This is a genomic window from Bariatricus sp. TF06-38A, from assembly GCF_027690675.1.
GTDB classification, from domain to species: Bacteria; Bacillota; Clostridia; order Lachnospirales; family Lachnospiraceae; genus Allocoprococcus; species Allocoprococcus comes.
On sequence record NZ_JAQFCE010000001.1, the window covers coordinates 295,139 to 320,745 of the forward strand.

Annotated in this window: 19 protein-coding genes and 1 other annotated feature; of the genes, 15 read left to right on the plus strand and 4 right to left on the minus strand. The window is 43.8% G+C overall.

Features of this window, described 5'->3' with window-relative positions:
• Positions 1 to 32: 32 nt before the first annotated feature.
• The 3 genes from tdh to PG418_RS01450 all read left to right on the plus strand — a co-directional run bounded on the left by tdh (position 33) and on the right by PG418_RS01450 (position 3,849).
• Entirely contained in the window at positions 33 to 1,085 is a 1,053-nt protein-coding gene (gene tdh / locus PG418_RS01440; protein ID WP_022220730.1) for an L-threonine 3-dehydrogenase, read from the plus strand.
• 26 nt (positions 1,086 to 1,111) lie between these two features.
• Complete coding sequence (locus PG418_RS01445) at positions 1,112 to 2,308, plus strand: glycine C-acetyltransferase (RefSeq protein WP_022220729.1); 1,197 nt, start codon at positions 1,112 to 1,114, stop codon at positions 2,306 to 2,308.
• Positions 2,309 to 2,580: 272 nt separating this feature from the next.
• Positions 2,581 to 3,849 (plus strand): L-cysteine desulfidase family protein, encoded by a 1,269-nt coding sequence (locus tag PG418_RS01450; protein WP_008371747.1) that lies wholly within the window; start codon positions 2,581 to 2,583, stop codon positions 3,847 to 3,849.
• 140 nt (positions 3,850 to 3,989) lie between these two features.
• Here the strand turns inward: PG418_RS01450 and PG418_RS01455 are convergent, their stop codons facing one another.
• Entirely contained in the window at positions 3,990 to 5,009 is a 1,020-nt protein-coding gene (locus PG418_RS01455; RefSeq protein WP_498836959.1) for a M42 family metallopeptidase, read from the minus strand.
• Between the two features lie 231 nt (positions 5,010 to 5,240).
• On the opposite strand from PG418_RS01455, the gene PG418_RS01460 reads away from it, so the two are divergent.
• On the plus strand, positions 5,241 to 6,593 hold the full coding sequence (locus tag PG418_RS01460) for an MATE family efflux transporter (RefSeq protein WP_055246566.1): 1,353 nt from the start codon (positions 5,241 to 5,243) through the stop codon (positions 6,591 to 6,593).
• Between the two features lie 75 nt (positions 6,594 to 6,668).
• On the opposite strand, the gene aroA is transcribed toward PG418_RS01460, so the two are convergent.
• Both aroA and PG418_RS01470 read right to left on the minus strand, forming a co-directional pair.
• Complete coding sequence (aroA, locus tag PG418_RS01465) at positions 6,669 to 7,982, minus strand: 3-phosphoshikimate 1-carboxyvinyltransferase (RefSeq protein WP_173686686.1); 1,314 nt, start codon at positions 7,980 to 7,982, stop codon at positions 6,669 to 6,671.
• A 179-nt stretch (positions 7,983 to 8,161) separates the two neighbouring features.
• A complete protein-coding gene (locus PG418_RS01470) occupies positions 8,162 to 9,259 on the minus strand; it encodes a prephenate dehydrogenase (RefSeq protein WP_022220726.1) in 1,098 nt (365 codons plus the stop codon).
• 184 nt (positions 9,260 to 9,443) lie between these two features.
• Here PG418_RS01470 and PG418_RS01475 point away from each other — a divergent pair, with 184 nt between their 5' ends.
• The 4 genes from PG418_RS01475 (at position 9,444) to PG418_RS01490 (ending at position 16,154) form a co-directional block, all read left to right on the plus strand.
• The gene (locus tag PG418_RS01475; protein ID WP_022220725.1) at positions 9,444 to 11,519 is read left to right on the plus strand and encodes an elongation factor G; all 2,076 of its coding nucleotides are present in this window, start codon (positions 9,444 to 9,446) and stop codon (positions 11,517 to 11,519) included.
• Between the two features lie 165 nt (positions 11,520 to 11,684).
• On the plus strand, positions 11,685 to 13,046 hold the full coding sequence (gene trkA / locus PG418_RS01480) for a Trk system potassium transporter TrkA (protein WP_022220724.1): 1,362 nt from the start codon (positions 11,685 to 11,687) through the stop codon (positions 13,044 to 13,046).
• A gap of 12 nt (positions 13,047 to 13,058) precedes the next feature.
• Positions 13,059 to 14,504 carry a TrkH family potassium uptake protein gene (locus PG418_RS01485; RefSeq protein ID WP_008371730.1) on the plus strand — a complete coding sequence of 482 codons (1,446 nt, stop codon included), beginning with the start codon at positions 13,059 to 13,061 and terminating at the stop codon, positions 14,502 to 14,504.
• A gap of 39 nt (positions 14,505 to 14,543) precedes the next feature.
• The gene (locus PG418_RS01490) at positions 14,544 to 16,154 is read left to right on the plus strand and encodes a hypothetical protein (protein WP_008371728.1); all 1,611 of its coding nucleotides are present in this window, start codon (positions 14,544 to 14,546) and stop codon (positions 16,152 to 16,154) included.
• Positions 16,155 to 16,276: 122 nt separating this feature from the next.
• Here the strand turns inward: PG418_RS01490 and PG418_RS01495 are convergent, their stop codons facing one another.
• Positions 16,277 to 16,699, minus strand: coding sequence for a DsrE family protein (locus PG418_RS01495; protein ID WP_008369803.1), 423 nt, complete (start codon positions 16,697 to 16,699; stop codon positions 16,277 to 16,279).
• A 201-nt stretch (positions 16,700 to 16,900) separates the two neighbouring features.
• On the opposite strand from PG418_RS01495, the gene PG418_RS01500 reads away from it, so the two are divergent.
• The 7 genes from PG418_RS01500 (at position 16,901) to PG418_RS01530 (ending at position 25,571) form a co-directional block, all read left to right on the plus strand.
• A complete protein-coding gene (locus tag PG418_RS01500; RefSeq protein ID WP_498836960.1) occupies positions 16,901 to 18,163 on the plus strand; it encodes a CobW family GTP-binding protein in 1,263 nt (420 codons plus the stop codon).
• A 15-nt stretch (positions 18,164 to 18,178) separates the two neighbouring features.
• Entirely contained in the window at positions 18,179 to 19,120 is a 942-nt protein-coding gene (locus PG418_RS01505; protein WP_008369798.1) for a TIGR03943 family putative permease subunit, read from the plus strand.
• Positions 19,113 to 20,948, plus strand: coding sequence for a DNA helicase RecQ (gene recQ / locus PG418_RS01510; RefSeq protein ID WP_498836961.1), 1,836 nt, complete (start codon positions 19,113 to 19,115; stop codon positions 20,946 to 20,948). The genes PG418_RS01505 and recQ overlap by 8 nt, the downstream gene beginning before the upstream one ends.
• A complete protein-coding gene (locus tag PG418_RS01515; protein ID WP_498836962.1) occupies positions 20,939 to 21,481 on the plus strand; it encodes a M48 family metallopeptidase in 543 nt (180 codons plus the stop codon). Before recQ ends, PG418_RS01515 begins: the two co-directional genes overlap by 10 nt.
• 87 nt (positions 21,482 to 21,568) lie before the next feature.
• Positions 21,569 to 21,806: a binding site (T-box leader), on the plus strand.
• A gap of 118 nt (positions 21,807 to 21,924) precedes the next feature.
• Positions 21,925 to 24,351, plus strand: coding sequence for a leucine--tRNA ligase (gene leuS, locus PG418_RS01520; RefSeq protein ID WP_498836963.1), 2,427 nt, complete (start codon positions 21,925 to 21,927; stop codon positions 24,349 to 24,351).
• Between the two features lie 400 nt (positions 24,352 to 24,751).
• A complete protein-coding gene (locus PG418_RS01525; RefSeq protein WP_055249520.1) occupies positions 24,752 to 25,045 on the plus strand; it encodes a fatty acid kinase subunit FakA-related protein in 294 nt (97 codons plus the stop codon).
• 58 nt (positions 25,046 to 25,103) lie between these two features.
• Positions 25,104 to 25,571, plus strand: coding sequence for a 2'-5' RNA ligase family protein (locus PG418_RS01530; protein ID WP_243269661.1), 468 nt, complete (start codon positions 25,104 to 25,106; stop codon positions 25,569 to 25,571).
• Positions 25,572 to 25,607: the final 36 nt, after the last annotated feature.

A 25,607-nucleotide genomic window follows, 5' to 3' on the forward strand; every position in this document is an offset into this window, starting at 1 on the left:
ACGGACATATGTGTCATGCGGAGGTAATGAAGATGAATGATAATAAAATGTGGGCGTTAGTAAAGGAAAAACCGGAACAGGGACTCTGGCTGAAAAGAGTACAGATTCCGGAAGTAGGACCAAATGACGTAAAGATCAAGATCCATAAAAATGCAATCTGTGGTACCGATGTACATATTTACCAGTGGAATGAATGGGCACAACATACTATTCCGATCGGACTGACCGCAGGACATGAATATGTCGGGGAAGTTGTAGAAGTCGGTGCAGGTGTACAGGGATTCAAGGTGGGCGATCTGGTATCCGGTGAAGGACATATCACTTGTGGAAAATGCAGAAACTGTCTGGAAGGGCACAAAGAGAACTGCAAAGATGCCAAAGGCGTTGGGGTAAACCGGAACGGTGCGTTTGCAGAATATCTGGTTATTCCCGCTTCAAATGTATGGCCGTGCAATCCGGCAATTGATGAAGAATTATATGCGATCTTTGATCCATTTGGAAATGCAACCCATACTGCATTATCTTACGACATGCTTGGTGAAGATGTGCTGATCACAGGTGCAGGGCCGATTGGGATCATGGCAGCGGCGATCGCAAAATTTGCAGGAGCAAGACATGTGGTAATCACGGATATGAACCAGTACCGTCTGGATCTGGCAGCAAAAATGGGTGCGACCAGATGTGTTAATCTGACACAGGAAAAACTGACGGATGTGATGCATGAGATCGGAATGACAGAAGGCTTTGATATCGGACTTGAAATGTCCGGAAGCCAGCCGGGACTTTCTGATATGATCCATAACATGAAACATGGTGGAAAGATCGCACTTCTCGGATTGCAGAGACAGGATGCAACCGTAGATCTTGAGACAGTGATCTTCAATGGGCTGAATATCCGCGGAATTTATGGAAGAAAAGTATGGGATACCTGGTACAAGATGTCTACGATGATCCAGGCGGGACTTGATATTTCACCGATCATCACACACCATTTTGATATCCGCGATTATGAAAAAGGATTTGAGGCAATGATCTCAGGACAGTCAGGAAAGGTGATCCTTGACTGGGCACATATTAACGATTAGGAAAAGCAGAAGAAGGAGAGAATAAAATGGCAAGAAAAAATGATATTTTAAGTATTTATACAAAAGAAGTAGAACAGATCAAAGCAGATGGTCTTTTCAAAGGGGAAGCACCGTTCGTATCTCCGCAGGGCGCAAAGGTTGTAATGGAAGACGGAAGAGAGCTTCTTAATATGTGTGCCAATAACTATCTTGGACTTGGGGACAATCAGAGACTGATCGATGCAGCGAAGAGAACTTATGATGAAAAAGGATATGGGGTTGCTTCTGTCAGATTTATCTGCGGAACACAGGACATTCACAAAAAACTGGAAAAGAAGATTTCCGGATTTCTGGGAACAGATGATACGATTTTATATTCTTCTTGCTTTGATGCAAATGGTGGACTGTTTGAAACAATCCTGACTGCGGAGGATGCAGTGATCAGTGATGAACTGAACCATGCTTCCATCATTGACGGAGTTCGTCTCTGTAAGGCAAAAAGATACCGCTACAAAAATAACAACATGGAAGATCTGGAAGCACAGCTTCAGGCTGCAGATGCAGCAGGAGCAAGAGTCAAACTGATCGCTACAGACGGTGTATTTTCAATGGATGGAATCATCTGTAACTTAAAAGGTGTCTGTGATCTTGCTGATAAATACAACGCACTGGTTATGGTGGATGACAGCCATGCAGTTGGATTTGTAGGAGCACACGGCAGAGGAACTTCCGAATACTGTGGCGTAGAAGGAAGAGTGGATATCATTACAGGAACACTCGGAAAAGCACTCGGTGGGGCTTCCGGTGGATATACATCCGGAAGAAAAGAGATCATCGATCTGCTTCGTCAGAGAAGTCGTCCGTACCTGTTCTCCAACTCTCTTGCACCGGCAATCGCAGGAGCAAGTATTGAGATGTTCAATATGCTGGAAGAAAGCACCGAGCTTCGTGACCATCTGGAAGAAGTAACCGCATACTACCGCAAGCAGCTGGTAGAAAATGGATTTGATATCATCGAAGGAACCCATCCATGTGTACCGGTTATGCTTTATGATGAAAGACTTGCCGGAGAATATGCAAAGAAAATGATGGAAAAAGGGGTATATGTGGTTGCATTCTCTTATCCGGTTGTACCGAAAGGAAAAGCAAGAATCCGCACACAGGTATGCGCGAGCCATACAAAAGAAGATATTGATTTCATTATCAAATGTTTTAAAGAGACTAGAGAAGAGATTGGAAAATAAATTGCTACAGGATAGAAAAATGCCGGACAGTACAAAATGTTGCCCGGCATTTTGTGATGATATAACAGAGAAATTTGACTAAAAAATGTTACAGGAAAATTTTCGGAGGCGTTAAATAAAAATAAAAGAATATTTTTGGAATGTAATCATGGTAATTATGTAAACCCTGAAAAAATGGAGAGAAAAGCTTGTGGGAAAGGCAGGAATACTATAAAATAAACAGGGAACAATAAAAAGATGAATGGGGTGTCATCTGACAGAGGAGAGAAAAGATGGAACAAAAAATATACAATGAATATGTGGAAATTTTAAAGGAAGAGTTGCTTCCGGCGATGGGATGTACAGAGCCGATTGCAGTAGCTTACGCGGCAGCAGTTGCAGTTCAGGCTCTTGGGGAAAAGCCGGAATCTGTAGAAGTAAATGTCAGTGCAAATATTATTAAGAATGTAAAAAGTGTCGTTGTACCGTGCACAGGAGGACTTCGCGGAATCGGTGCAGCAGTCTGTGCAGGAATTGTAGCCGGATGTCCGGAAAAAGAACTGGAAATTCTGGAAGAGATCACAGGGGAACAGAAAGTAGAAATGAAAAAGATGCTGGATACTATGCCGATGACAATCCGGGAATCCGATAAAGAATATATTTTCGACATCCAGATCAAGGCATGTGCAGGCGGACACAGCGGATACGTAGAGATCGCAGGTTTTCACACTAATGTGATCTGTGTAAAGAAAGATGATGAGATCATCAGAGAAAAGGCATATGAAGAGCAGGGATCCAGCTGTGCGACGGACCGTTCTCTTCTGACTGTGGAGAAGATCATTGAATTCGCAGACTGCGTAGACGTTGCAGACGTAGAGGAAGTTCTGCAGAGACAGATTGATTATAACTGGGCAATTGCCGAAGAGGGCATGACAGGAAACTGGGGGGCTGCCATTGGAAAGACTTTGATGGAAGCATATGGAAACAGTGTACATAACCGTGCGAAAGCGATGGCAGCGGCCGGATCGGATGCAAGAATGAACGGATGTGAACTTCCGGTTGTCATCAATTCGGGAAGCGGTAACCAGGGAATGACAACTTCTCTTCCGGTGATCGTCTATGCAAAAGAGCTGAATGTCTCAAAAGAGATGATGCTCCGCGCGCTGGTTGTGTCAAATCTGATCACAATCCATATGAAGACAGGAATCGGAAGACTGTCTGCATATTGCGGCGCGATCAGTGCAGGATGTGGTGCAGGTGCAGGAATCTGTTATCTGTATGGCGGACGTGCATATGAGATTTCTCATGTAATTGTAAATGCAGTTGCCATTAACTCAGGTGTTGTGTGTGATGGAGCGAAGGCAAGCTGCGCGGCAAAAATCGCATCAGCTGTAGAAGCAGGGCTTCTGGGACTTCAGATGCAGAAAAATGGAAAGCAGTTCTATGGCGGAGACGGACTTGTAGAAAAAGGTGTAGAAAACACGATCCGTAATATTGGAGAGCTTGCAAAGAAGGGAATGCGTGAGACGGATAAAACGATCATCCAGATCATGACAAGATAAGAAAAAGAGAAAAGAACTGGTAGAAGAGGCACTTGCATTTAACGGACTTAAGAAAAATATGACTAATATTGAAAAAATAAAACATCTGCGGTATGCATATCGCAGATGTTTTATTTTTGAACGTTAGCTATTTATACTTTTTATTTTTGAATATACTTCTTCAACAACAAAAGCGTATTCTTTACCCCATCCATATGGGATCTTTCATAGTTATGTGATGCATACACCCCAGGACCAACCAGACCATGGCGGATATCATATCCTGCCCGAAGAGTTGCCTCTACATCAGAACCGTAATGCGGATACACATCGATCGCATAATCCAATCTTTCTTCTTTTGCAGTTTCGGCAAGAGCAGATGTTACGTCGTAGTTGTAAGGACCGCCGGAATCTTTTGCGCAAATAGATACCATGCGTTCGGTACATCCGAGATCGGATCCGACGCAGCCCATGTCAACAGAAATCATCTCTGTTGTATCTTCGGCAACAAAACTTCCGCCGTGTCCGACTTCTTCATATACAGTGAAAAGAAGAGAAACTTTGCGGGAAAGCGCAATAGATTCATCTTTTACGCATTTTGCCAGACCGAGAAGGATGGAAGCAGAAAGCTTGTCATCTAAGAAACGGCTTTTGATATAACCGCTCGGTGTGATCTGGGTACGCGGGTCCATGGCGATGATATCTCCAGGCTGTACGCCAAGTGAAAGAGTTCCTTCTTTAGTGTCCACATTTTCATCCAGAAGGATTTCCATATTTTCTTCTTTTGTCTCAACAGCAGAATCTGCAACATGAACAGAAGGTTCAGTATTTAGTACTACACCGGTATAAACGCGTCCGTCGCGTGTGTGGATCGTGCAGTTTTCCCCATCAGCGGTACTCCACTGGTGTCCACCGAGAGTAGTCGGACGCAGTCTTCCATTTGCTTTGACAGAACGCACCATGGCACCGAGGGTATCAACGTGTGCTGCAAGTACCAGCGGATTCCCCTCTCCGCCGATCGTTACGAATACGTTGCCTTTGTTAGAAAGCTGTGGTTCATATCCCATATCTGATAAAGTCTTCATCAGGTATGCAGCCACATCTTTGGTATAACCGGATGGGCTTGGAATAGAAGTTAAAGCTTTCAGTTCGTTTCCGATAAATTCAAGATAATTTTGCATAGAAAATTCCCCCAAAAAATTTATAGTATATATCATAATAGTTTAATAGAAGAGGATGGAAAATGCAATATACATTGAAGGATAATTTAAAAAGGTTATAATAATTGATGAAAAAATAGATTTATGATTTATTAAAAAAGAATCAAATATTGTTTCCGATATATTTGCTGGTGAATTAACCGTATCAGGAGTATAATAGACTTAAAATATTATAGGAGGACAAGTTTAATTATGGGGGAAACATCAAACGCTAATCTACTGACAACGGGATCTATTCCGAAAAAGATTATTATGTTTGCGATTCCGCTTCTATGGGGGAATTTATTCCAGCAGTTGTATAATGTGGCGGATTCGCTGATCGTGGGAAATTTTCTTGGGAATAATGCACTTGCAGCTGTCAGCTCATCAGGGAATCTGATATTCCTGATGGTAGGATTTTTTGGGGGAATTGGCGTGGGAGCCGGTGTTGTCATTGCGAGGTATTTTGGAGCCGGAGAATATGAGAAGCTGAAAAAAGCAATCCATACGGCACTGGCATTTGGTGGCGTATGTGGAATTTTTCTTACGGTTGCCGCGTTGATCCTTGCACCGCAGATTTTAAAACTGATTGGTACGCCGGAAGAGGTACTGCCGAAATCACTGGTTTATTTCAGGGTGTATTTTGCAGGTTCACTTGGATTTGTAATTTATAACTTTGGAATGGGGATTTTGCAGTCACTTGGTGACAGTAAGAGTCCGGTCATCTATCTGATCATTTCAGCGTGTCTGAATGTGATTCTGGATCTGGTGCTGATCGGAGGTTTAGGATTTGGTGTAGGTGCAGCAGCTTTTGCAACGATTGTTTCACAGATATTAAGTGCGGTTCTGTGTATCAGAAAACTGCGCAGGGAACCAGAGGCGTTCCGGTTATCTTTTCGTGAACTTCGGATGGATGGGAATATGCTGCGGCTGATCGTGGTAAACGGAATACCGGCAGGAATCCAGAATTCCATTATTGCGGTTGCAAATGTATTTGTACAGTCGAATATTAATCAGTTTGGGGCTCTGGCAATGGCCGGGTGTGGGTCATATTCCAAAATTGAAGGATTTGGATTTATTCCGGTTACCTGCTTCTCACAGGCACTCACGACGTTTATTGGACAGAATCTGGGAGCAAAAGAGTATGACCGGACAAAAAAAGGGGCATTGTTTGGAACCATTTGTGGAATCGGGATAGCAGAAGTGATCGGAATAGCAGTTTTTTTCTTTTCACCATACCTGATCGCTGCGTTTGGAGGAGATCAAAAAGCAATTGAATATGGAATTGCAGAGGCACATACGATCGCTCTTTTCTATTGTCTGCTTGCGTTTTCGCATTGTATGGCAGCAATTCAGAGAGGGGCGGGAAGAAGTATTGTTCCGATGTTTGTTATGATGATTGTATGGTGCGGAGTCCGGGTAACCTATATTAGTATTGTTATCAGGATTATTCCGGTGATCAATGTAATCTACTGGGCATATCCACTTACCTGGTTTATCAGTTCGGTGATATTTTTGATTCTGTTTCTTAAGACAGACTGGATTCACGGATTAGAGAAACAGTGACAGGGCGCATAAAAAAGAAAGCTGTACACTGCTTATGTAGTGTGCGGCTTTCTTTTTTTGTATTTTTTCCTGAAATTACAGGGAAAGAGAATGAAGTTCCGTAAAAAATGAAGGATAAGATACATCTACACACTGACTATCCTGGATTTCAGTATTTCCCTCGGCGGCAAGGGCTGCGATGGAAAAGGCCATTGCGATCCGGTGATCCAGATAACTGTTGATCTGTCCTCCATGAACCGGATTACCGCCACGGATGATCATGCCGTCGTCGGTTGGTGTTACATCAACGCCCATGGCAAGAAGTCCTTCTGTAGTTGTTTTGATACGGTCAGTCTCTTTGACCTTCAATTCGGCAGCATCCCTGATGATCGTAGTTCCTTCGGCGAAAGCAGCCATCACTGCAATCATCGGAATCTCATCGATCAGTGTAGGGATGATTGCACCTTCTACGGTGGTTCCGTGAAGAGTGCTTGTACGTACAAGAAGATCGGCAGTTGGTTCACCACTGTCACAATTTTCATTTAGATAGGTAATGTCTGCCCCCATTGCCCTGCATACTTCAAGGATTCCGGCACGGGTCGGGTTGGTACCTACATTCTTTATCAGAAGTTCAGAACCTGGAACCAGAAGGGCAGCAGCGATGAAGTAAGCAGCAGAAGAAATATCTCCGGGAACCAGGATCTTCTGTCCGTATAATTCCTCACATGGGAGAATAGATGCAGTTGCACTGCCATCAGAATGTACTTCTGTCTGTACGTTGGCACCGAAGCCATTCAGCATCAGTTCTGTATGATTACGGGAAAGTACAGGTTCTGTAACCAGGGTTAATCCGTCTGCATAAAGTCCTGCCAGGAGTACGGAAGATTTAACCTGAGCAGAAGCTACTTTTGAGTGATAGTGGATTGCGTGCAGGGATGGATTCTGACCGGCAGGAAGCAGGCTGTTGATCAAAAGTGGTGCGCACCCGTTCCCATTCTGGCTTAAAATATCAGCGCCCATCATCCCAAGAGGCTCCATGATCCTCTTCATCGGGCGGGAGTTCAGAGAAGCATCGCCGGAAAGAGTGGTGGCAAACGGCTGACCGGAAAGAATACCGGAAATCAGTCTTGTAGTGGTTCCGCTGTTCCCTACATCTAAAAAAGAAGAAGGTTCGGAAAGTCCGTGAAGGCCTTTGCCGTGAACCAGGATACGGTCAGGTGTGTCTTCGATATTGATTCCCATGGCACGAAAGCAGCCGATGGTAGAGAGGCAGTCGGCACCGTGAAGAAAATGTGTGATCTCAGTAGTTCCTTTTGCCAGTGCACCGAACATAATAGAACGGTGGGAGATGGATTTATCGCCGGGAACAGATACTTCCCCGCGAAGCTGTTTAACAGGTTGGATTTGCATAATATAGTAACCTCTCATTCGTAAAATTCTATTTTCAAGCATTGTGACCAATTTACACAAAGTTCTGAAAAGATTTTTTGGACTGTCTTGCATTTAATGATGTGAGTGTCAAAAGTCCTCTTGCAAGCAAGCTTGCATCGGATTTCTGACCTTTTGACCCTGGTATCATCATTTAATTATTAACGCTCATAAACAATATAACGATGCTTCTGCAAAAGGGCTACTGCCTTCTCGCAGGAGATGCTGTCATAGAATTCGATGCGGAGTACGCCTTCTTCAAATTCACGGTTATGAACAATTCCGATGTTCTTAATGCTGAGTGCATTAGAAGCGAGGATGGTCGCAATGGTGGCGATCACACCGGCTTCATCCGGGATGTCACAGTAGATCTCGAATGCACGCTTGATCGGGCCGGCAGAACCGTTTGGCATGGAATTGCGGTAGTTCCGGGAATGGTCGAACATATCGTAGATTCCCTGGGAGTCTCCGGCATCAACCAGTTTTTTCGCTTCATTTAATGTTTCGATATAATTTCCAAGGATCTGGGAAATATTACTCTGATTCTGTGCACAGATATGTTCCCACATGGTCGGTGAGGAAGAGGCGATTCGCGTAATGTCCTTAAAGCCGCCGGCGGCGAGGGTTTTCATCAGCTCATCCTTGGTGTCGGTGTCTCTGACAAAGTTGACCAGACTTGCGGCAATGATATGTGGCAAGTGGCTGATCGTGCCGGTGACGATGTCGTGTTCATGATAATCCAGTACGATTGGAAGTGCACGCAAGGATTCTACGAAGGATGCGTATGCATCAACCTTTTTTTTCGCTACTTTGGCGGAAGGGGTGAGAACAAAGTAAGCGTTCTCAATCAGGATTGGTTTGGAATTGGCAAAACCACTCTTTTCGGAACCGGCCATCGGGTGTCCTCCGATAAAGTAATCCTCCAGTCCCAGCCGGATGATCTCGTCATGGATCGGAGTTTTGACACTTCCGACGTCAGTCAGGATCATATCATCATGCAGGTAAGGCATCATCTGCTTTAAATATGCAGTATTGAAAGCAACCGGGGCACATAAGAAGATGTAGTTGCAACCTCGGAAATTATCATCGATTGAGGTACAGGCCACATTGATGATGGATTCTTGTGTGGCAAGTGCCAGAGTTTCTCTATTCTTGTCGAAAGCGACAATCTCATAATCCGGATAATATCGCCGGATCGCCTTTGCAATAGAGCCCCCAATGAGTCCGAGTCCGATAAATCCGATTTTTTTCTGTTTCATAATTTTTCGTCCTTTCGTGATAGTCTACCTTTCATAATATAGGAAAACAGGCTATCTGTCAATAAAGCAATACTTTAAAGTGCAAAAGCGAAAGTTTTTGTTGAAATTCTATAAAATAGTTGTGTTTTTATAGAAAGTTTAGTACAATATATCCATGAGAAACTTTAGCAAGGAGGCAGCAAGCATGAAGGTTTACAGAACGGATGAAATTAGAAACGTGGTCCTTTTAGGACATGGGGGAAGCGGAAAGACCAGTCTGGCAGAAGCGATGGCTTATGTATCTGGAGCAACAAATCGTATGGGATCTGTTGAGAACGGTAATACGATCAGTGATTTTGATAAAGAAGAACAGAAACGTAAATTCTCACTTAGCACAAGTCTGATTCCGATTGAATGGGAAAAAGCAAAGATTAATATCCTTGATACACCTGGATATTTTGATTTTGTCGGAGAAGTGGAAGAAGCAGTCAGCGCAGCCGATGCAGCTGTTATCGTTGTTTCCGGAAAAGCCGGTGTGCAGGTAGGAACTGAGAAAGCATGGGAGCTCTGTGATAAGTATAATCTTCCGCGTATGATCTATGTTACTGAGATGGATGTGGATGATGCCAGCTTCCGTCAGGTTGTTGAAGATCTGACCGCAAGATACGGTAAAGTGATTGCACCACATTTCCAACCGATCCGTGAGAACGAGAAATTAGTAGGTTATGTCAATGTTATCAAGAATGCAGGTAGAAGATACACCGGACTTGGACAGAGAGAAGAGTGTGAGATTCCGGATTACTGTCTGCCGAACCTGCAGATTTACAGAGAGAAGCTTCTTGAAGCAGTGGCAGAGACCAGTGAAGCATTTATGGAACGTTATTTTGAGGGAGATGAATTCTCGGTTGAAGAGATCCGCTCTGCCATGAGAACAGAAGTTATGGACGGAGATATCGTTCCGGTAGCAATGGGATCCAATGTTCAGGCACAGGGTGTTGCAAACTTACTGTCTGATATCGTAAGATTTTTCCCGAGTCCGGAATACCGTGAATGCGTAGGCATCAACCGTAAGACCAATGAGATCTTTGAAGCACATCATGATTTTGCAGCCGCAAAGACCGCATATGTATTCAAGACCATGGTAGATCCGTTTATCGGAAAATATTCTTTCGTAAAAGTATGTTCCGGTGTATTAAAGGGGGATGATGTCCTTTACAATCCGGAGTCAGATGCAGAAGCAAAGATCGGCAAGATCTACACCTTATCCGGCAACAAACCGGTAGAAGTTCAGGAACTGTTTGCAGGTGATATCGGAGCGATTGCAAAACTGACAAGTACAAAGACAGGGGATACCCTTTCAACAAAAAATACACCGGTATCTTATGGAAGAACCGAATACTCCAAACCGTATACATATATGAAGTATGTAGTGAATAACAAAGGTGATGAGGACAAGGTATCACAGGCTCTTGCGAAGATGATGGCAGAGGATGTGACACTGAAAGTGGTAAATGACAGTGAGAACCGCCAGTCACTGATTTATGGAATGGGTGACCAGCATCTGGAAGTGACAGCAAGCAAGCTGGCAGAGCGTTACAAAGTCGGAATCAGACTGGAGACACCAAAAGTTGCGTTCCGTGAGACGATCCGCAAGAACTCGGATGTAGATACCAAGTATAAGAAACAGTCCGGAGGACATGGACAGTATGGACATGTTAAGATGCGTTTTGAACCATCCGGAGATCTGGATACACCGTATGTATTCCAGGAAGAAGTAGTCGGAGGTGCTGTTCCGAAGAACTACTTCCCGGCGGTTGAAAAAGGATTGCAGGAATCTGTATTAAAAGGACCTCTCGCCGGATATCCGGTAGTTGGTGTGAAAGCAACTCTGTATGATGGATCTTACCATCCGGTAGATTCTTCTGAAATGGCATTTAAGACTGCGACGATCCAGGCATTTAAGAAAGGATTTATGGAAGCAGGACCGGTTCTTCTTGAGCCAATCGCATCTGTGAAAGTAACCGTTCCGGATGATTATACCGGAGACGTTATGGGAGATCTGAACAAGAGACGTGGCCGTGTTCTTGGAATGAATCCACAGTCAGGCGGATATCAGGTAATTGAAGCGGATGTACCGATGACAGGCATGTTTGGATATTGCACAACACTTCGTTCTATGACAGGTGGACGAGGAAGCTATTCGTATGAATTTGCCCGTTATGAACAGGCTCCGGCAGATGTACAGGAAAAAGAAATTGAAAAGCGTGCAGCTGAAGAATAAGAATAAGGAAAAGCCGGGAGAAAATCCCGGTTTTTTCTATTGTACTTTCGTACTAAAAGTGGTATACATATTATGATGGTGGCAGCTTCGGCTGTCCCATTGGTATTTTATACAATTTTAGTATTAAAGGCTTAGTATTAAGAGCAAAAGTAGAGGAAAAGAAAAATGAAAATTGTAATTATTGGGGACGGGAAGGTTGGTCATAAACTGACCATACAGTTATCCGAAGAAAATTACGATGTGGTTTTGATTGACCAGAATGAGGGGAAATTAAAAGAAGCACTGAATCAGCTTGATATTCTCTGCATTACCGGAGATGGTGCAGATGCGAAAGTGCAGAAAGAAGCAGGAGTGCCGGGTGCTGATCTTGTTGTGGCATGTGCATCGACAGACGAACTGAATATGCTGAGCTGCCTGCTCGCAAAGAGACTGGGGGCAAAGCACACGATCGCCCGTGTAAGGAATCCGATCTATTATCAGCAGATCGATCTTTTGAAAGAGGACTTAAGACTGAGTATGGCTGTCAACCCGGAACTTGCGGCTGCATTTGAGATTTCCAGATCGATCCTTCTTCCGGATACTGCAAAGGTAGAGACTTTTATGAAGGGAAAAGTCGAAATGGTAGAATTCATTGTCAAAGAAAGAAGCCATCTGGGCGGAGTATCGCTTGCTGAGCTTTACCGCAAGTTCCAGATCAAAGTTCTGGTATGTGCTGTAAGACGTGGATCGGAAGTGATCATCCCGAATGGTGATTTTGTCATCCATGATGGAGACCGGCTTCATATTGTTGCATCCCACAAATATATTGAAGAATTTTTCCATCTGATCGGAAAGCGGAAAGAGCCGAAGAATATTCTGGTTTGTGGTGGGGGAAAAGTCGGATATTATCTGGCAAAACAGCTTTTAGGACTTGGTATGCAGGTTAAGATCATTGAGCAGGACTGGAAGAAATGCGAAGATCTCTGCGACCAGCTTCCGAAAGCGACGATCATCTGTGGGAATGCCGCAGACCATGATCTTCTGATCGAAGAAGGAATTGAACAGGCAGATGCCCTGGTCAGCCTGACCGGTATGGATGAGGAGAATATTATCCTTGCACTTTTTGCAAAGACAAAAGGTGTGGACAAGATCGTGGCAAAGGTCAACGAAGACGGACGTGCCCAGCTTGTCGAGGAACTTGGGATCGATCTGATCGTATCGGCAAAGACTGCAACAGCAGATGCGATTATGAGTTATGTGCGTGCACGCCAGAATTCTCTCAAGAATGTCAATGTTGAATCTATGTATCAGCTGGTTGGCGGAAGAGTAGAAGCACTGGAATTTATTATCAAAGAAAAAACAGAATATACAGATATCCCGTTTAAGGATCTGGAACTGAAGCCGAACAATCTGATCGCATGTATCGGAAGAAAACGGCAGATCATTATTCCGGACGGGGATGAATCCATTCAGGTGGGCGACAGTGTTGTAATCGTTACGACCCAGAAGAAAGTTAAGGATATCACAGATATTCTGGCTGAGCAATAGGGGTGAAAAGAAATGAATGTGAAAATGATACGCTATATCATCAGTAAGATGATGGGAGCAGAGGGACTGCTGATGCTGCTTCCGATGATGGTTGGAATTATTTATGGCGAGCACACATCGGTTTATTTTCTGATTACAGCTGCGATCCTGACGGCAATTTATCTGCTGTTTGGCAGAAAATGCCCGGAGAACATGACGATTTATGCCAAAGAAGGTCTGATCATTGTTGCAACGGCCTGGATTTTCTGGTCACTTGCAGGTGCACTTCCATTTGTACTCAGTAAAAGTATTCCAAGCTATGTGGATGCTTTTTTTGAAACAGTATCCGGATTTACGACGACAGGTTCTACGATCCTGACTGAGATTGAAGGACTTCCGAAAGGAATTCTTTTCTGGCGTTCCCTGACACATTGGGTTGGTGGAATGGGAGTGCTGGTATTTGTTATGGTACTTACCTCTCTGGATGAGAAGAATTCCATGCATCTTATGCGTGCGGAAGTTCCGGGGCCAGAGGCAGATAAACTGGTTCCAAAGGCAAGAGGAACCGCAAGGATTCTGTATGGAATGTATTTTGCACTGACTACAATTGAGGTAGTTTTTCTTCTGGCAGGAGGGATGAACCTGTTTGACGCAGTGACACATGCATTCAGTACTGCCGGTACCGGAGGATTTTCCGGCTACAATGCAAGTGTGGCACACTTCAACAGTGCCTATATTGATGGTGTGATCACCGTATTTATGATCCTGTTTGGTATCAATTTTAACCTGTATTTCTTTCTGCTTTTGAAAGAATTTAAGAGTGTATTTAAGAATGAGGAGCTGCGTGCTTACCTGGGAATCATTGCAGGAGCAACCGTTGTGATCACCTGCAATATCGCCGGAGGTTATCATTCTCTTTTAAAGGCATTCCGCTATGCGGCGTTCCAGGTGGCATCCGTGATCACGACAACTGGATTTGTGACGGCAGATTTCAACAAGTGGCCGGAGCTTTCCAAATGTGTTCTGCTTCTTGTGATGGTAATCGGTGCTTCTGCCGGTTCAACAGGCGGTGGTATCAAAGTATCAAGACTTCTGATCCTGGTAAAAAGCATCCGCCGGGAGCTGAAAACTATGATCCATCCGAAAGCAGTCAATATCGTAAAAGTAAATGGTAAAAAAGTGAAAGAAGAGACGATGCGGGGGGTATATATATACTTTATTGCGTATATACTAATCCTGATCGTATCCGTGCTTCTGATCTCGATCAATAACTTTGATTTTACTACTTCATTTACCGGAGTGCTTACTACACTTAATAATGTAGGACCGGGACTGAATCTGGTAGGACCGGTGGAAAATTTTGCGAAGTTCTCAGACTTCTCGAAGATTGTGTTCTGCGTGGATATGCTGATCGGACGACTGGAGATCTTCCCGTTCCTGATGCTGTTCTCGCCGTCACTTTGGAGTAGAAAATTCTAAGACAGCTTTGGTAAGGCAAAACGATGAAAAGGAGAATTTATGAAAAAGAAAAATATAGCGATCAGTTTTCTGCTGCTTTTAGTGGCAGCAGGAATCTGGTATTATGTATCACTGCCGGCTTTTAATATCCATTCTTCCGGAGTGTGGTATTTTGTGCTTGTTCTGGTGCTTGCGGTCGGTCTTGTGCTTGCAGGAAAAAAAGGCTTGCGATACGGAGCGATTGATCTGAAGGAGATGAAAGAATCCAAAGGTTTCAAATGGTGTGTCCGTCTTTTTATTCTTTTGTTAGTGATTTATCTGGCTGGAACCATTCTTTCTTCACCGATTGTGAATGCGAAGAAATACCAACAGCTTCTGAAGGTAGAAGAGGGCGAATTCACAAAAGATATCGAGGAGCTTTCCTTTGACCAGATCCCGCTTCTGGATAAGGAGTCTGCGCAGCTTTTAGGAGACCGGAAGATGGGAAGCATGTCAGACATGGTATCCCAGTTTGAGGTGGACGATATCTACAGTCAGATCAACTACAAGGATCGTCCGGTCCGTGTGTCACCTTTGAAATATGCGAATCTAATCAAATGGTTTACCAATCGGAAAGATGGACTTCCTGCATATATCCGGATCGATATGGCAAGTCAGACAACGGAGATGGTAAAGCTGGAGCAGGGAATGAAGTATTCGACCAGCGAGCATTTTGGAAGAAATATTTACCGTCATCTTCGTTTTGCGCATCCGACTTATATTTACGGAGACCTTAGTTTTGAAATTGATGATAATGGTGTTCCATACTGGGTAGCACCGGTCAAAAAGTATAATATCGGTCTTTTCGGAGGAGAAACGGTAGGGCATGTGGTGCTCTGCAATGCGATCACCGGCGAAATGCAGGACTACAGGATCGATGAAGTCCCGGAATGGATCGACCGAGCCTATTCGGCAGATCTTCTGGTACAGCTTTATGATTATTATGGCACGTTAAAGCATGGGTATTTTAACAGTGTACTCAGCCAGAAAGATTGTCTGAAGACAACAAACGGATATAATTATCTGGCGATTGATGATGATGTATGGGTGTACACGGGAGTAACTTCTGTAAACAGTGACCAGTCCAATGTGGGATTTGTGCTGATGAACCAGAGAACTATGGAGACAAAGTATTATCCGGTGGCAGGTGCGATCGAGGATTCTGCGATGGCATCGGCAGAAGGACAGGTACAGAACCTGAAGTATCGGGCGACTTTCCCGCTGCTGCTTAACATTTCCGGGGAGCCGACTTACTTTATGGCACTTAAGGATGATGCAGGACTTGTGAAAAAGTATGCAATGGTCAATGTCCAGAAGTACCAGGTTGTTGCGATCGGGGATACGGTAAGTGTATGTGAAGAATCCTACAATAATCTGCTTCTTACCAATGGAATCAAGGAAAAAGAAGAAGTGAAGATGGATACCGGCACGATCGAAGGAAAGATCACGAAAATCGCCCAGGGCGTTATAGATGGAGATTCTCATTACTACATTATGCTGGAAGGATCAGATGAGATTTTTGATGTATCGGTAGTCGATTTTATTGAGATCATCAAGTACAATGTGGGAGATGATGTAAAACTGGAGTATGCAAAAGGGGATAAGGCAAATACGGTTTTGTCTTTGAAATAGCATGTTTTTGACCCTGGTATCATAGCATAAAAAGAATGTGCTCTGTCACATTTGGAAAACCATAAAAGGAGGGATGAAGATTTACAGAAAATCTTCATCCCTCCTTTTGGATAATGTCTATCTTAGTTAAGGAGTGTACAATCTTCAAAATCTACATTACCAAGCTGTTCATTCGTTGCACTGATGCTGACATAAAAATCTACATCATTTTCTTTGGAGATCTTTTTCAGTGTTTCGATGAAAGAAGGAATGTTCTCAAGTGTGATGTCGGCGTGCTTTAAAATACCGTCGATAAAGATTGCTTTGATATCATGGTCTGCGCTTAACATACCGTAAATAAATCCAAGATATTCATCGGTATTGGTGATTACATCATAGTCATCCATGCAGATCGCTCTGATGTTGAAAGATAAGCTGTATGTATCTCTGTGGCTCTTCTTGATGAAGAATACGTTTCCTTCACATGTCTTTACAGCTTCGTTAGCACGTTCGATCATTTGCTGGGTTTTTCCGCTTCCTTTTGGGCCTGTCAATAAATTAACCATATTATCAAGTCTCCTTTGTTTATGAATTTGTACTAAAAAAGTACGAGATTTTATAAAACTATTATACACTAATCACAATGCATTAACAAGCTATTTATTTGCATCTTTTAAAGAAATGTGATACGATATAGCTCGGAAACAATTTGCAGTTAGAAAAGGCTAATTTATGAAATTATAATAATAAGAAAAGAGGAACGAAAAATGACGAAAGTTGATATTATTTCTGGTTTCCTGGGAGCAGGAAAGACAACATTCATCAAGAAACTGATCGAGGATGTATTTCCGGGAGAAAGACTGGTCCTGATCGAGAACGAATTTGGGGAGATCGGTATTGATGGCGGATTCTTAAAAGATGCCGGCGTTGAGATCACAGAGATGAACTCAGGATGTATCTGCTGTACACTGGTGGGGGATTTTAGCAAAGCACTTCAGAAAGTACTTGTAGATTATACACCGGATCGTGTCATCATCGAACCTTCAGGAGTTGGAAAGCTTTCTGATGTTGTAAAAGCAATCGAGGGTGTCAAAGATGAGGCAGATATTGAGATTGACGGAAGAATCACAGTTGTTGACGGTAAGAAAGCAAAGATCTATCTCAAGAACTTCGGAGAATTCTTCAATAACCAGGTAGAGCATGCATCTACGATTGTTATCAGCCGTACCCAGATGATGACAGATGAAAAGGTAGAAGAGTGCGTGCATATGCTGCGTGAGAAAAATGCAGAGGCAACCATTATTTCCACACCTTGGGAAGAACTTGGAAAAGATGCCGTTTTGCATGCCCTGCAGCATGGTGCTGAGATCGAAGGTATCCTGGAAGAACATGCACATGAGCATGACGACCACGAACATCACCATCATCATGATGACGAATGTGGCTGCGGTCATGATCATGATCACGACCATCATCACGATCACGAAGAGCATGAGCATCATCATGAACATGATGAGAACTGCACCTGCGGATGCCACGATCATGACCATGAACACCATCATGATCACGACCATGAAGAGCATGAGCATCATCATGAACATGATGAGAACTGCACCTGCGGATGCCACGATCATGACCATGAACACCATCATGATCACGACCATGAAGAGCATGAGCATCATCATGAACATGATGAGAACTGCACCTGCGGATGCCATGACCATCACCACGGACACGAAGGACATCATCATGCAGATGAAGTATTTACAAGCTGGGGCAAGGAGACTGCTCATAAGTATACAGAAGAAGAACTGGATTACCTGCTGAAAGCATTATCTGAGACAGATGCTTACGGAACCGTACTTCGTTCCAAAGGAATTATCCAGATGGCAGACGGTTCCTGGAAGCAGTTTGATATGGTTCCGGAAGAATATGAAGTCCGTGAGGGACAGGCTGATTACACAGGACGTGTATGCGTGATCGGAACAGATCTCAAAGAAGAGGATCTGATTAAGTTATTCCATATCTAGGAGGAGCAAGCGGCGATGACAACACCGGTATATATCTGTACAGGATTTCTGGACAGTGGAAAAACAACATTTATCAAGGACACACTGATGAAGCAGGAATGGATCGAAGAAGGTCCGACATTGCTTTTGCAGTGTGAAGAGGGAGAGGAAGAGTACTCGGAAAAATATCTGGATGAGAACGGACTGTTCCTCTTCAATATAGAAGAAAGAGAAAAGTTAAATAAAACTTTCTTTGAAAACTGTGAGAAGATCTATCATCCGGTCCAGGTGATCATTGAGTACAATGGAACCTGGGATCTCCAGGAAATCCTGGATGAAGATTTTCCACGCAACTGGGAGATTCAGGGTGTGTACTCAACGGTTAGCGGTGAGACGCTGGACATGTACCTGAAGAATATGCGGAATATGCTGATGAACCAGCTTACAGAATCTGAGTTGATCATCATCAACCGTTGTGGGGAAAATACAGACCGAAGTGCGTTCAGACGTGCCCTTAAGATCCAGAACCCACAGGCACAGCTGATCTTTGAAGGCGTGGATGGCAATATTATCCCGCAGACAGAAGAGGATCTGCCATATGATCTGAAAGCAGACCATATCTTCATTGATGATGTGGACTTTGGTACCTGGTATGTGGATGCATATGAGCATCCGGAGCGCTACGAGCACAAGAAGATCACCTTCCTTGCACAGCTTTTCCGTCCGAAGGGAATGCCGGCAAATATGCTGATTCCGGGAAGACAGATCATGACCTGCTGCGCAGATGATATCCGTTTCTATGGATATCCATGTAATCTTGGAAGGGCAGCGCAGATTACACAGAGAAGCTGGAAAAAAGTAACCGTCAAGTTCGAGTACGAAGCGTACCGTCCGATGGTTCCAAAGCAGCCGGTTCTTTATATGCTGGAGATGGAATCCGCAGAAAAACCGGAAGAAGAGGTAGTATATCTTGGATAAATTTCAAGTATTAAAGCAATTTTTTGGCTATGACGGATTCCGACCGGGACAGGAGAAACTGATCGATGCGATCCTGTCCGGCCGGGATGTACTCGGCATACTGCCAACGGGAGCCGGAAAGTCCATCTGTTTTCAGATTCCGGCGCTGATGATGGGAGGTATTACACTTGTGATATCTCCCCTTATTTCTCTTATGAAGGATCAGGTGGCATCCCTCAACCAGGCAGGGGTTCATGCAGCCTATCTGAACAGTTCCCTGACTATGGGGCAGTACCGGAAGGCACTTGCTTTTGCAAAAGAAGGAAGATATAAGATTATCTATGTGGCACCGGAGCGGCTGGAAACTGCAGAGTTTATGGATTTTGCTATGAGCGTGGATATTTCTATGATCGCAGTCGATGAAGCACACTGTGTTTCCCAGTGGGGACAGGATTTCCGGCCAAGTTATTTAAAGATCACAGAGTTTGTAGAGTATCTTCCAAAGCGGCCGGTTGTGAGTGCATTTACTGCAACAGCGACGAAAGAAGTAAGAGAGGATATGATCGATATCCTGATGCTGGAGGATCCGGAAGTAGTAATGACAGGTTACGACAGACCGAATCTGTTCCTTGCGGTACAGTTCCCAAAGAATAAATATGCCGCACTCAAAGCATTTATTGAGGAGCATCCGGATCAATGCGGGATCGTCTACTGCCTGACCAGAAAGCAGGTGGAGGAAAATTGCGCACTCCTGGAAATGGATGGGTTTTCCGTAACCAGGTATCATGCGGGACTGACAGACCGGGAGCGGCGTGATAATCAGGATGATTTCATTTATGACCGGAAACAGATCATGGTGGCGACGAATGCATTCGGGATGGGAATTGATAAATCCAATGTCCGCTTTGTCGTACATTACAATATGCCGAAGAATTTGGAATCCTATTATCAGGAAGTGGGACGCTGCGCCCGAGACGGTGAGCCGGGGGAGTGCCTGCTTTTATATAGCGGACAGGATGTGATCACAAACCAGATGTTCATTGAGAACAACCGCGACAATCAGGAACTGGATGAACTGACGCGCCGGATCGTGATAGAGCGGGATCAGGAGCGCTTGAAAAAGATGACTTATTATTGTTTTACAAAGGAATGTCTGCGTGATTATATTCTGCGGTATTTTGGGGAATACGGAAGCAATTACTGTGGGAACTGTTCAAACTGTAAGACGCAGTTTGATACCGTGGATATGACGGCAGAGGCAAGGATACTTACCATGTGTGTAAAAGAAAGTCATCAGCGTTATGGAATTAATGTGATTCTGGATACGGTGCATGGAGCAAATAATGCGAAGATCCGGCAGTATGGCATGGGTGCCAGTCCGGCTTACGGGGTACTTTCTAAGACGCCATCGTGGAAGCTCAGGCAGATATTCAACCAGCTTCTGGCAGAAGGATATCTGAAGACCACGCCGGATTCTTATATGATTGTGAAGCTGACTGAAAAGTCGGAAGCACTGATTGCAGGGCAGGAGACATTTACAATGAAGATGGCAAAAGAACCGGAGAAAGAGGCGAAGACAACACCGAAGAAAAAAGTGAAGAAAACGGCCGGACTGGTTCTGAATAAAGAGCAGGAAGAGTCTTTTGAAATCCTGCGCGCTCTGCGGGCAGAGATAGCGAGAGAAGAAAAAGTTCCGCCTTATATTGTATTTTCCGATAAGACCCTTGTGCAGATGTGTATCGAAAAACCGACAAATAAGAATGCTATGCTGAAAGTTTCCGGTGTGGGAGAGTTCAAGTTTGAAAAATATGGAGAACGCTTTCTGGAGGTGATCCGGTCGTGGACATAGAATATCATCTGATCCGGTCAGACAGGCGCAGTATTGGAATCGAAGTTGACCGGGAAGGAAAGGTGACGGTCCGTGCACCCTATTCCTGTGAGAAAAAGTGGATTGACCGGTTTCTTCTGGAAAAAGAGAACTGGATCCGACAGAAGGTAAAGCTTCAGAAGGAAAATGCAATGAAGCGGCAGGAAAAGAGAGAGATGCCGGAAGCAGAAAAGAAATATTACCGGAATCTTGCAAGAGAAGTATTAGGTGCAAGGACCGGATACTATGCCCGGAAAATGGGTGTGACCTATGGGCGTATTTCCATCCGGGAGCAGAAGACCAGGTGGGGAAGCTGCAGCAGCGTAGGGAATCTCAATTACAACTGGAAGCTGGTGTTGATGCCGCCGGGAGTTCTGGATTATGTTGTGGTGCATGAGCTGGCACATCGTAGAGAAATGAATCATTCCGCTGCATTCTGGAAGGTCGTGGCGACGTGGATGCCGGACTATAAAAAATATAGAAAATGGCTGAGAGATAACGGAAATCAATTTTAAATGGTAAAAATAATCAAGAATTCGTAAAAAACAATCAAGAATCTCTTGACGGAACTTGTATTTATTTTTATAATAACAAGGTATATGAAAAAAACAAGGATAAGGATCAGTAAAAGATTAGAGTCTGTACAGAGAACTGCCGGGCGGTGCAAGGCAGCAGATCAAATCTTTGAACTCGCCTTTGAGTTCTTCTGCTGAACGGTTTTCAGATAGGCAGAAGCGGGAATTCCCGTTATAGAATCACAAGTGCGCTGCACCGTAAGTTATGTTACCGGGATGCGGCGAAGAAGAGTGGTACCACGGAATTTAATCTTTCGTCTCTTTGAATTTATCAAAAGAGGCGAAAGATTTTTATTTAACAGGAAATCCTGATGGAATTTCCTGTTAAATAAAAGGTTAAGACACTTTTTTTCATACTGAAACAATACCAGGAGGAAAGAAAAATGGCAGTACCTTACAATCATAAGGCAATCGAAAAGAAATGGAAAGAAAAATGGGCTGAGAATCCGGTTAATCCGAAAGTGGATGAAAACGGCAACCCGAAAAAGAAATATTATTGTCTGGACATGTTCCCGTATCCGTCAGGAAACGGTCTTCATGTAGGACACTGGAGAGGCTATGTTATCTCCGATGTGTGGAGCCGTTACAAACTGCTTCAGGGATATTACATTATTCATCCGATGGGATGGGATGCATTCGGCCTTCCGGCTGAAAACTATGCGATCAAGATGGGAACTCATCCTGCAAAATCGACAGCAGCAAACATCGCGAATATCAAACGTCAGATCAATGAGATCTCAGCGCTTTATGACTGGGATATGGAAGTTAATACAACAGATCCTGATTTCTACAAATGGACACAGTGGATCTTTGTAAAGATGTTCAAAGAAGGACTTGCATACGAAAAAGAATTCCCGATCAACTGGTGCCCGTCTTGTAAGACAGGTCTTGCAAACGAAGAGGTTGTAGGCGGAAAATGCGAACGCTGCGGTGCTGAAGTTACAAAGAAGAACCTTCGTCAGTGGATGCTGCGTATCACAAAATATGCAGACCGTCTGTTAAATGACCTGGATAAGCTTGACTGGCCGGAAAAAGTTAAAAAGATGCAGACAGACTGGATCGGTAAATCTTACGGTGCAGAAGTAGATTTCCCGGTTGAAGGAAGAGAAGATAAGATCACTGTATACACAACAAGACCAGATACGCTTCATGGAGCAACCTTCATGGTACTTGCACCGGAACATAAGCTTGCAGCAGAGCTTGCAACACCGGAACACAAAGAAGAAGTAGAAAAATATATCTTCGATTCTTCTATGAAGTCTAATGTAGACCGTCTGCAGGACAAAGAAAAAACAGGTGTATTTACAGGAACTTACGCGATCAACCCTCTGAACGGAGCAAAGGTACCGATCTGGCTTTCTGATTATGTACTGGCTGATTATGGTACAGGAGCCATCATGTGTGTACCGGCTCATGACGACCGTGACTTTGAATTTGCAACCAAGTTCAACATCCCGATCGTCCAGGTTATTGCAAAAGACGGTAAAGAAATCGAAAATATGACAGAAGCTTACACAGAGGCTTCCGGAACGATGATCAATTCCGGAGAATGGAATGGCATGGAAAGCTCTGTCCTTAAGAAAGAAGCTCCACATATCATCGAAGAAAGAGGAATCGGACGTGCAACTGTAAACTACAAGCTGCGTGACTGGGTATTCTCCCGTCAGAGATACTGGGGAGAACCAATTCCGATTGTACACTGTCCGGAATGTGGCGCTGTACCGGTACCGGAGGATCAGCTTCCGCTGAGACTGCCGGATGTAGAATCTTATGAACCGACAGGAACAGGAGAATCTCCACTTGCGGGAATCGATGAATGGGTAAATACAACCTGTCCTGTTTGTGGAAAACCGGCAAAACGTGAGACAAATACCATGCCGCAGTGGGCTGGATCTTCATGGTATTTCCTGCGTTATGTAGATAATCACAACAACGAAGAACTTGTATCCAGAGAAAAAGCAGATGCAATGCTTCCGGTAGATATGTATATCGGTGGTGTAGAACATGCAGTACTTCACCTTCTGTATTCAAGATTCTATACTAAATTCCTTTGCGATATCGGTGTGATCGATTTTGATGAGCCGTTTGTCAAACTGTTCAACCAGGGAATGATCACAGGTAAGAATGGTATCAAGATGAGTAAGTCAAAAGGAAATGTCGTGTCTCCGGATGATCTTGTAAGAGATTATGGATGCGATTCTTTAAGAATGTATGAACTCTTCGTAGGACCACCGGAACTGGATGCAGAGTGGGATGACAGAGGAATCGATGGTGTATACCGTTTCCTTAAGAAACTCTGGAACCTGCTTATGGACAGCAAAGATAAAGATATTAAACCAACCAAAGAGATGATCAAAGTACGTCATAAACTGGTTTATGATATCACAACCCGTCTGGAAAGCTTCAGCCTGAATACCGTTATTTCTGCATTCATGGAGCATACAAATACACTGGTTGCGATCGCTAAGAAGGAAGGCGGAGTAGACAGAGATACTCTGGATACCCTTGCTGTATTACTGGCACCATTTGCACCACATATGGCAGAAGAAATCTGGGAAGAACTTGGCAACAAAGAAAGCGTATTCCGTGCCGGATGGCCAAAATACGATACAGAAGCCATGAAAGATGATGAAATCGAAATTCCGGTACAGATCAATGGAAAAACAAGAGCAGTCATCAAGATTTCCGTAGAGGCTACAAAAGAAGAAGCAATCGCTGCCGGAAAAGAAGCAATCGCAGATAAACTTACAGGAAATATCGTAAAAGAAATCTACGTTCCGAAGAAGATCATAAACATTGTGCAAAAATAGGCAGTGCAAATAAGGAAAGCCGAGGTCAAATCCTGCTAGCAGGAATTTGACCTCGGCTTGAGTTATTTATAGGGCGTACGCCCGTCAATCGAACGAACTATGTTCGTGAGATTGTGCACTGCCGTAAATTTGCGACAAAAGTAATCCATTCAAGGCGTACGCCCGTCAATCGAACGAACTTGTTCGTAAGATTGGAGCACTGCCGTAATTCTGCGACAAAGTAAATCATTCAAGTATAAGTCCGTCAATTTTCCGGTAATCCTTTACGGATTCCAAAAGTGGATGCAGGGAAAAAGGGAATACAGCTGATCAACCGGAATATGGTCAGAAATATTACATTTGATAACAAATAAAAATATGCTATACTGTTCTTGAACTTTGAGTAAGGAGGAACAAACAGATGGAAAATGTACACAGTATAGACGTAGAAGAGGATCAGTTTGCATACCGTTATGATACGCAGCTTTTGATTGACAGAAGAGATGAAGATCTGGATGAAGATGAGATTGCAGAATATATATCCGAACATTTTGAGGGAAACTGCCTGATCGCGGTAGGAGATGAAGACCTGATCAAAATTCATTTCCATACAAACGAGCCATGGAAGATTCTGGAATATTGTAACAGTATCGGCGAGATCTACGATATTGTAGTGGAAGATATGATCCGGCAGTCAGCGGGACTGAAAGGATAGCATGTACCTCATATCGCTTTATTTTGACGAAGGGACAAACAAGAAGATCCAGTTATATATGGAACAGATTGCGCAAAGAACGGGCAATATGGCGATGATTGACGGAAAGGTTCCGCCACATATTACCTTGTCGGCATTTGATATGGCAGAAGAAGAGAAAGCAATCGCCGGCTTTATGGCAATGGAACAGGAATTTGAAAAAGGACAGATTTTCTGGTGCTCGGTAGGGATGTTTCTGCCACATACAATTTATTTGTCACCGGTTTTAAATGCATATCTGCAAAAGCTGTCAGAGTCTGTTTTCTCAAAGATCAGATATCTGGAGGAGGTACGGATCCAGATCAGATACCAGCCGTTTTCCTGGTTCCCGCATACAACACTGGGAAAAAGACTGAACCAGGCGGAAATGCGGGAGGCATTTGTTGTGATGCAGAACCAGTTTGCACCGTTTACAGGTGAAGCGGTTGAGATTGGGCTTGCGAGGACGAATCCATACAGGGATTTATGTAAGATAAAGTTAAAATAAAAAGAAGATTTTCGCGGATCTGAATCGATACGTGAA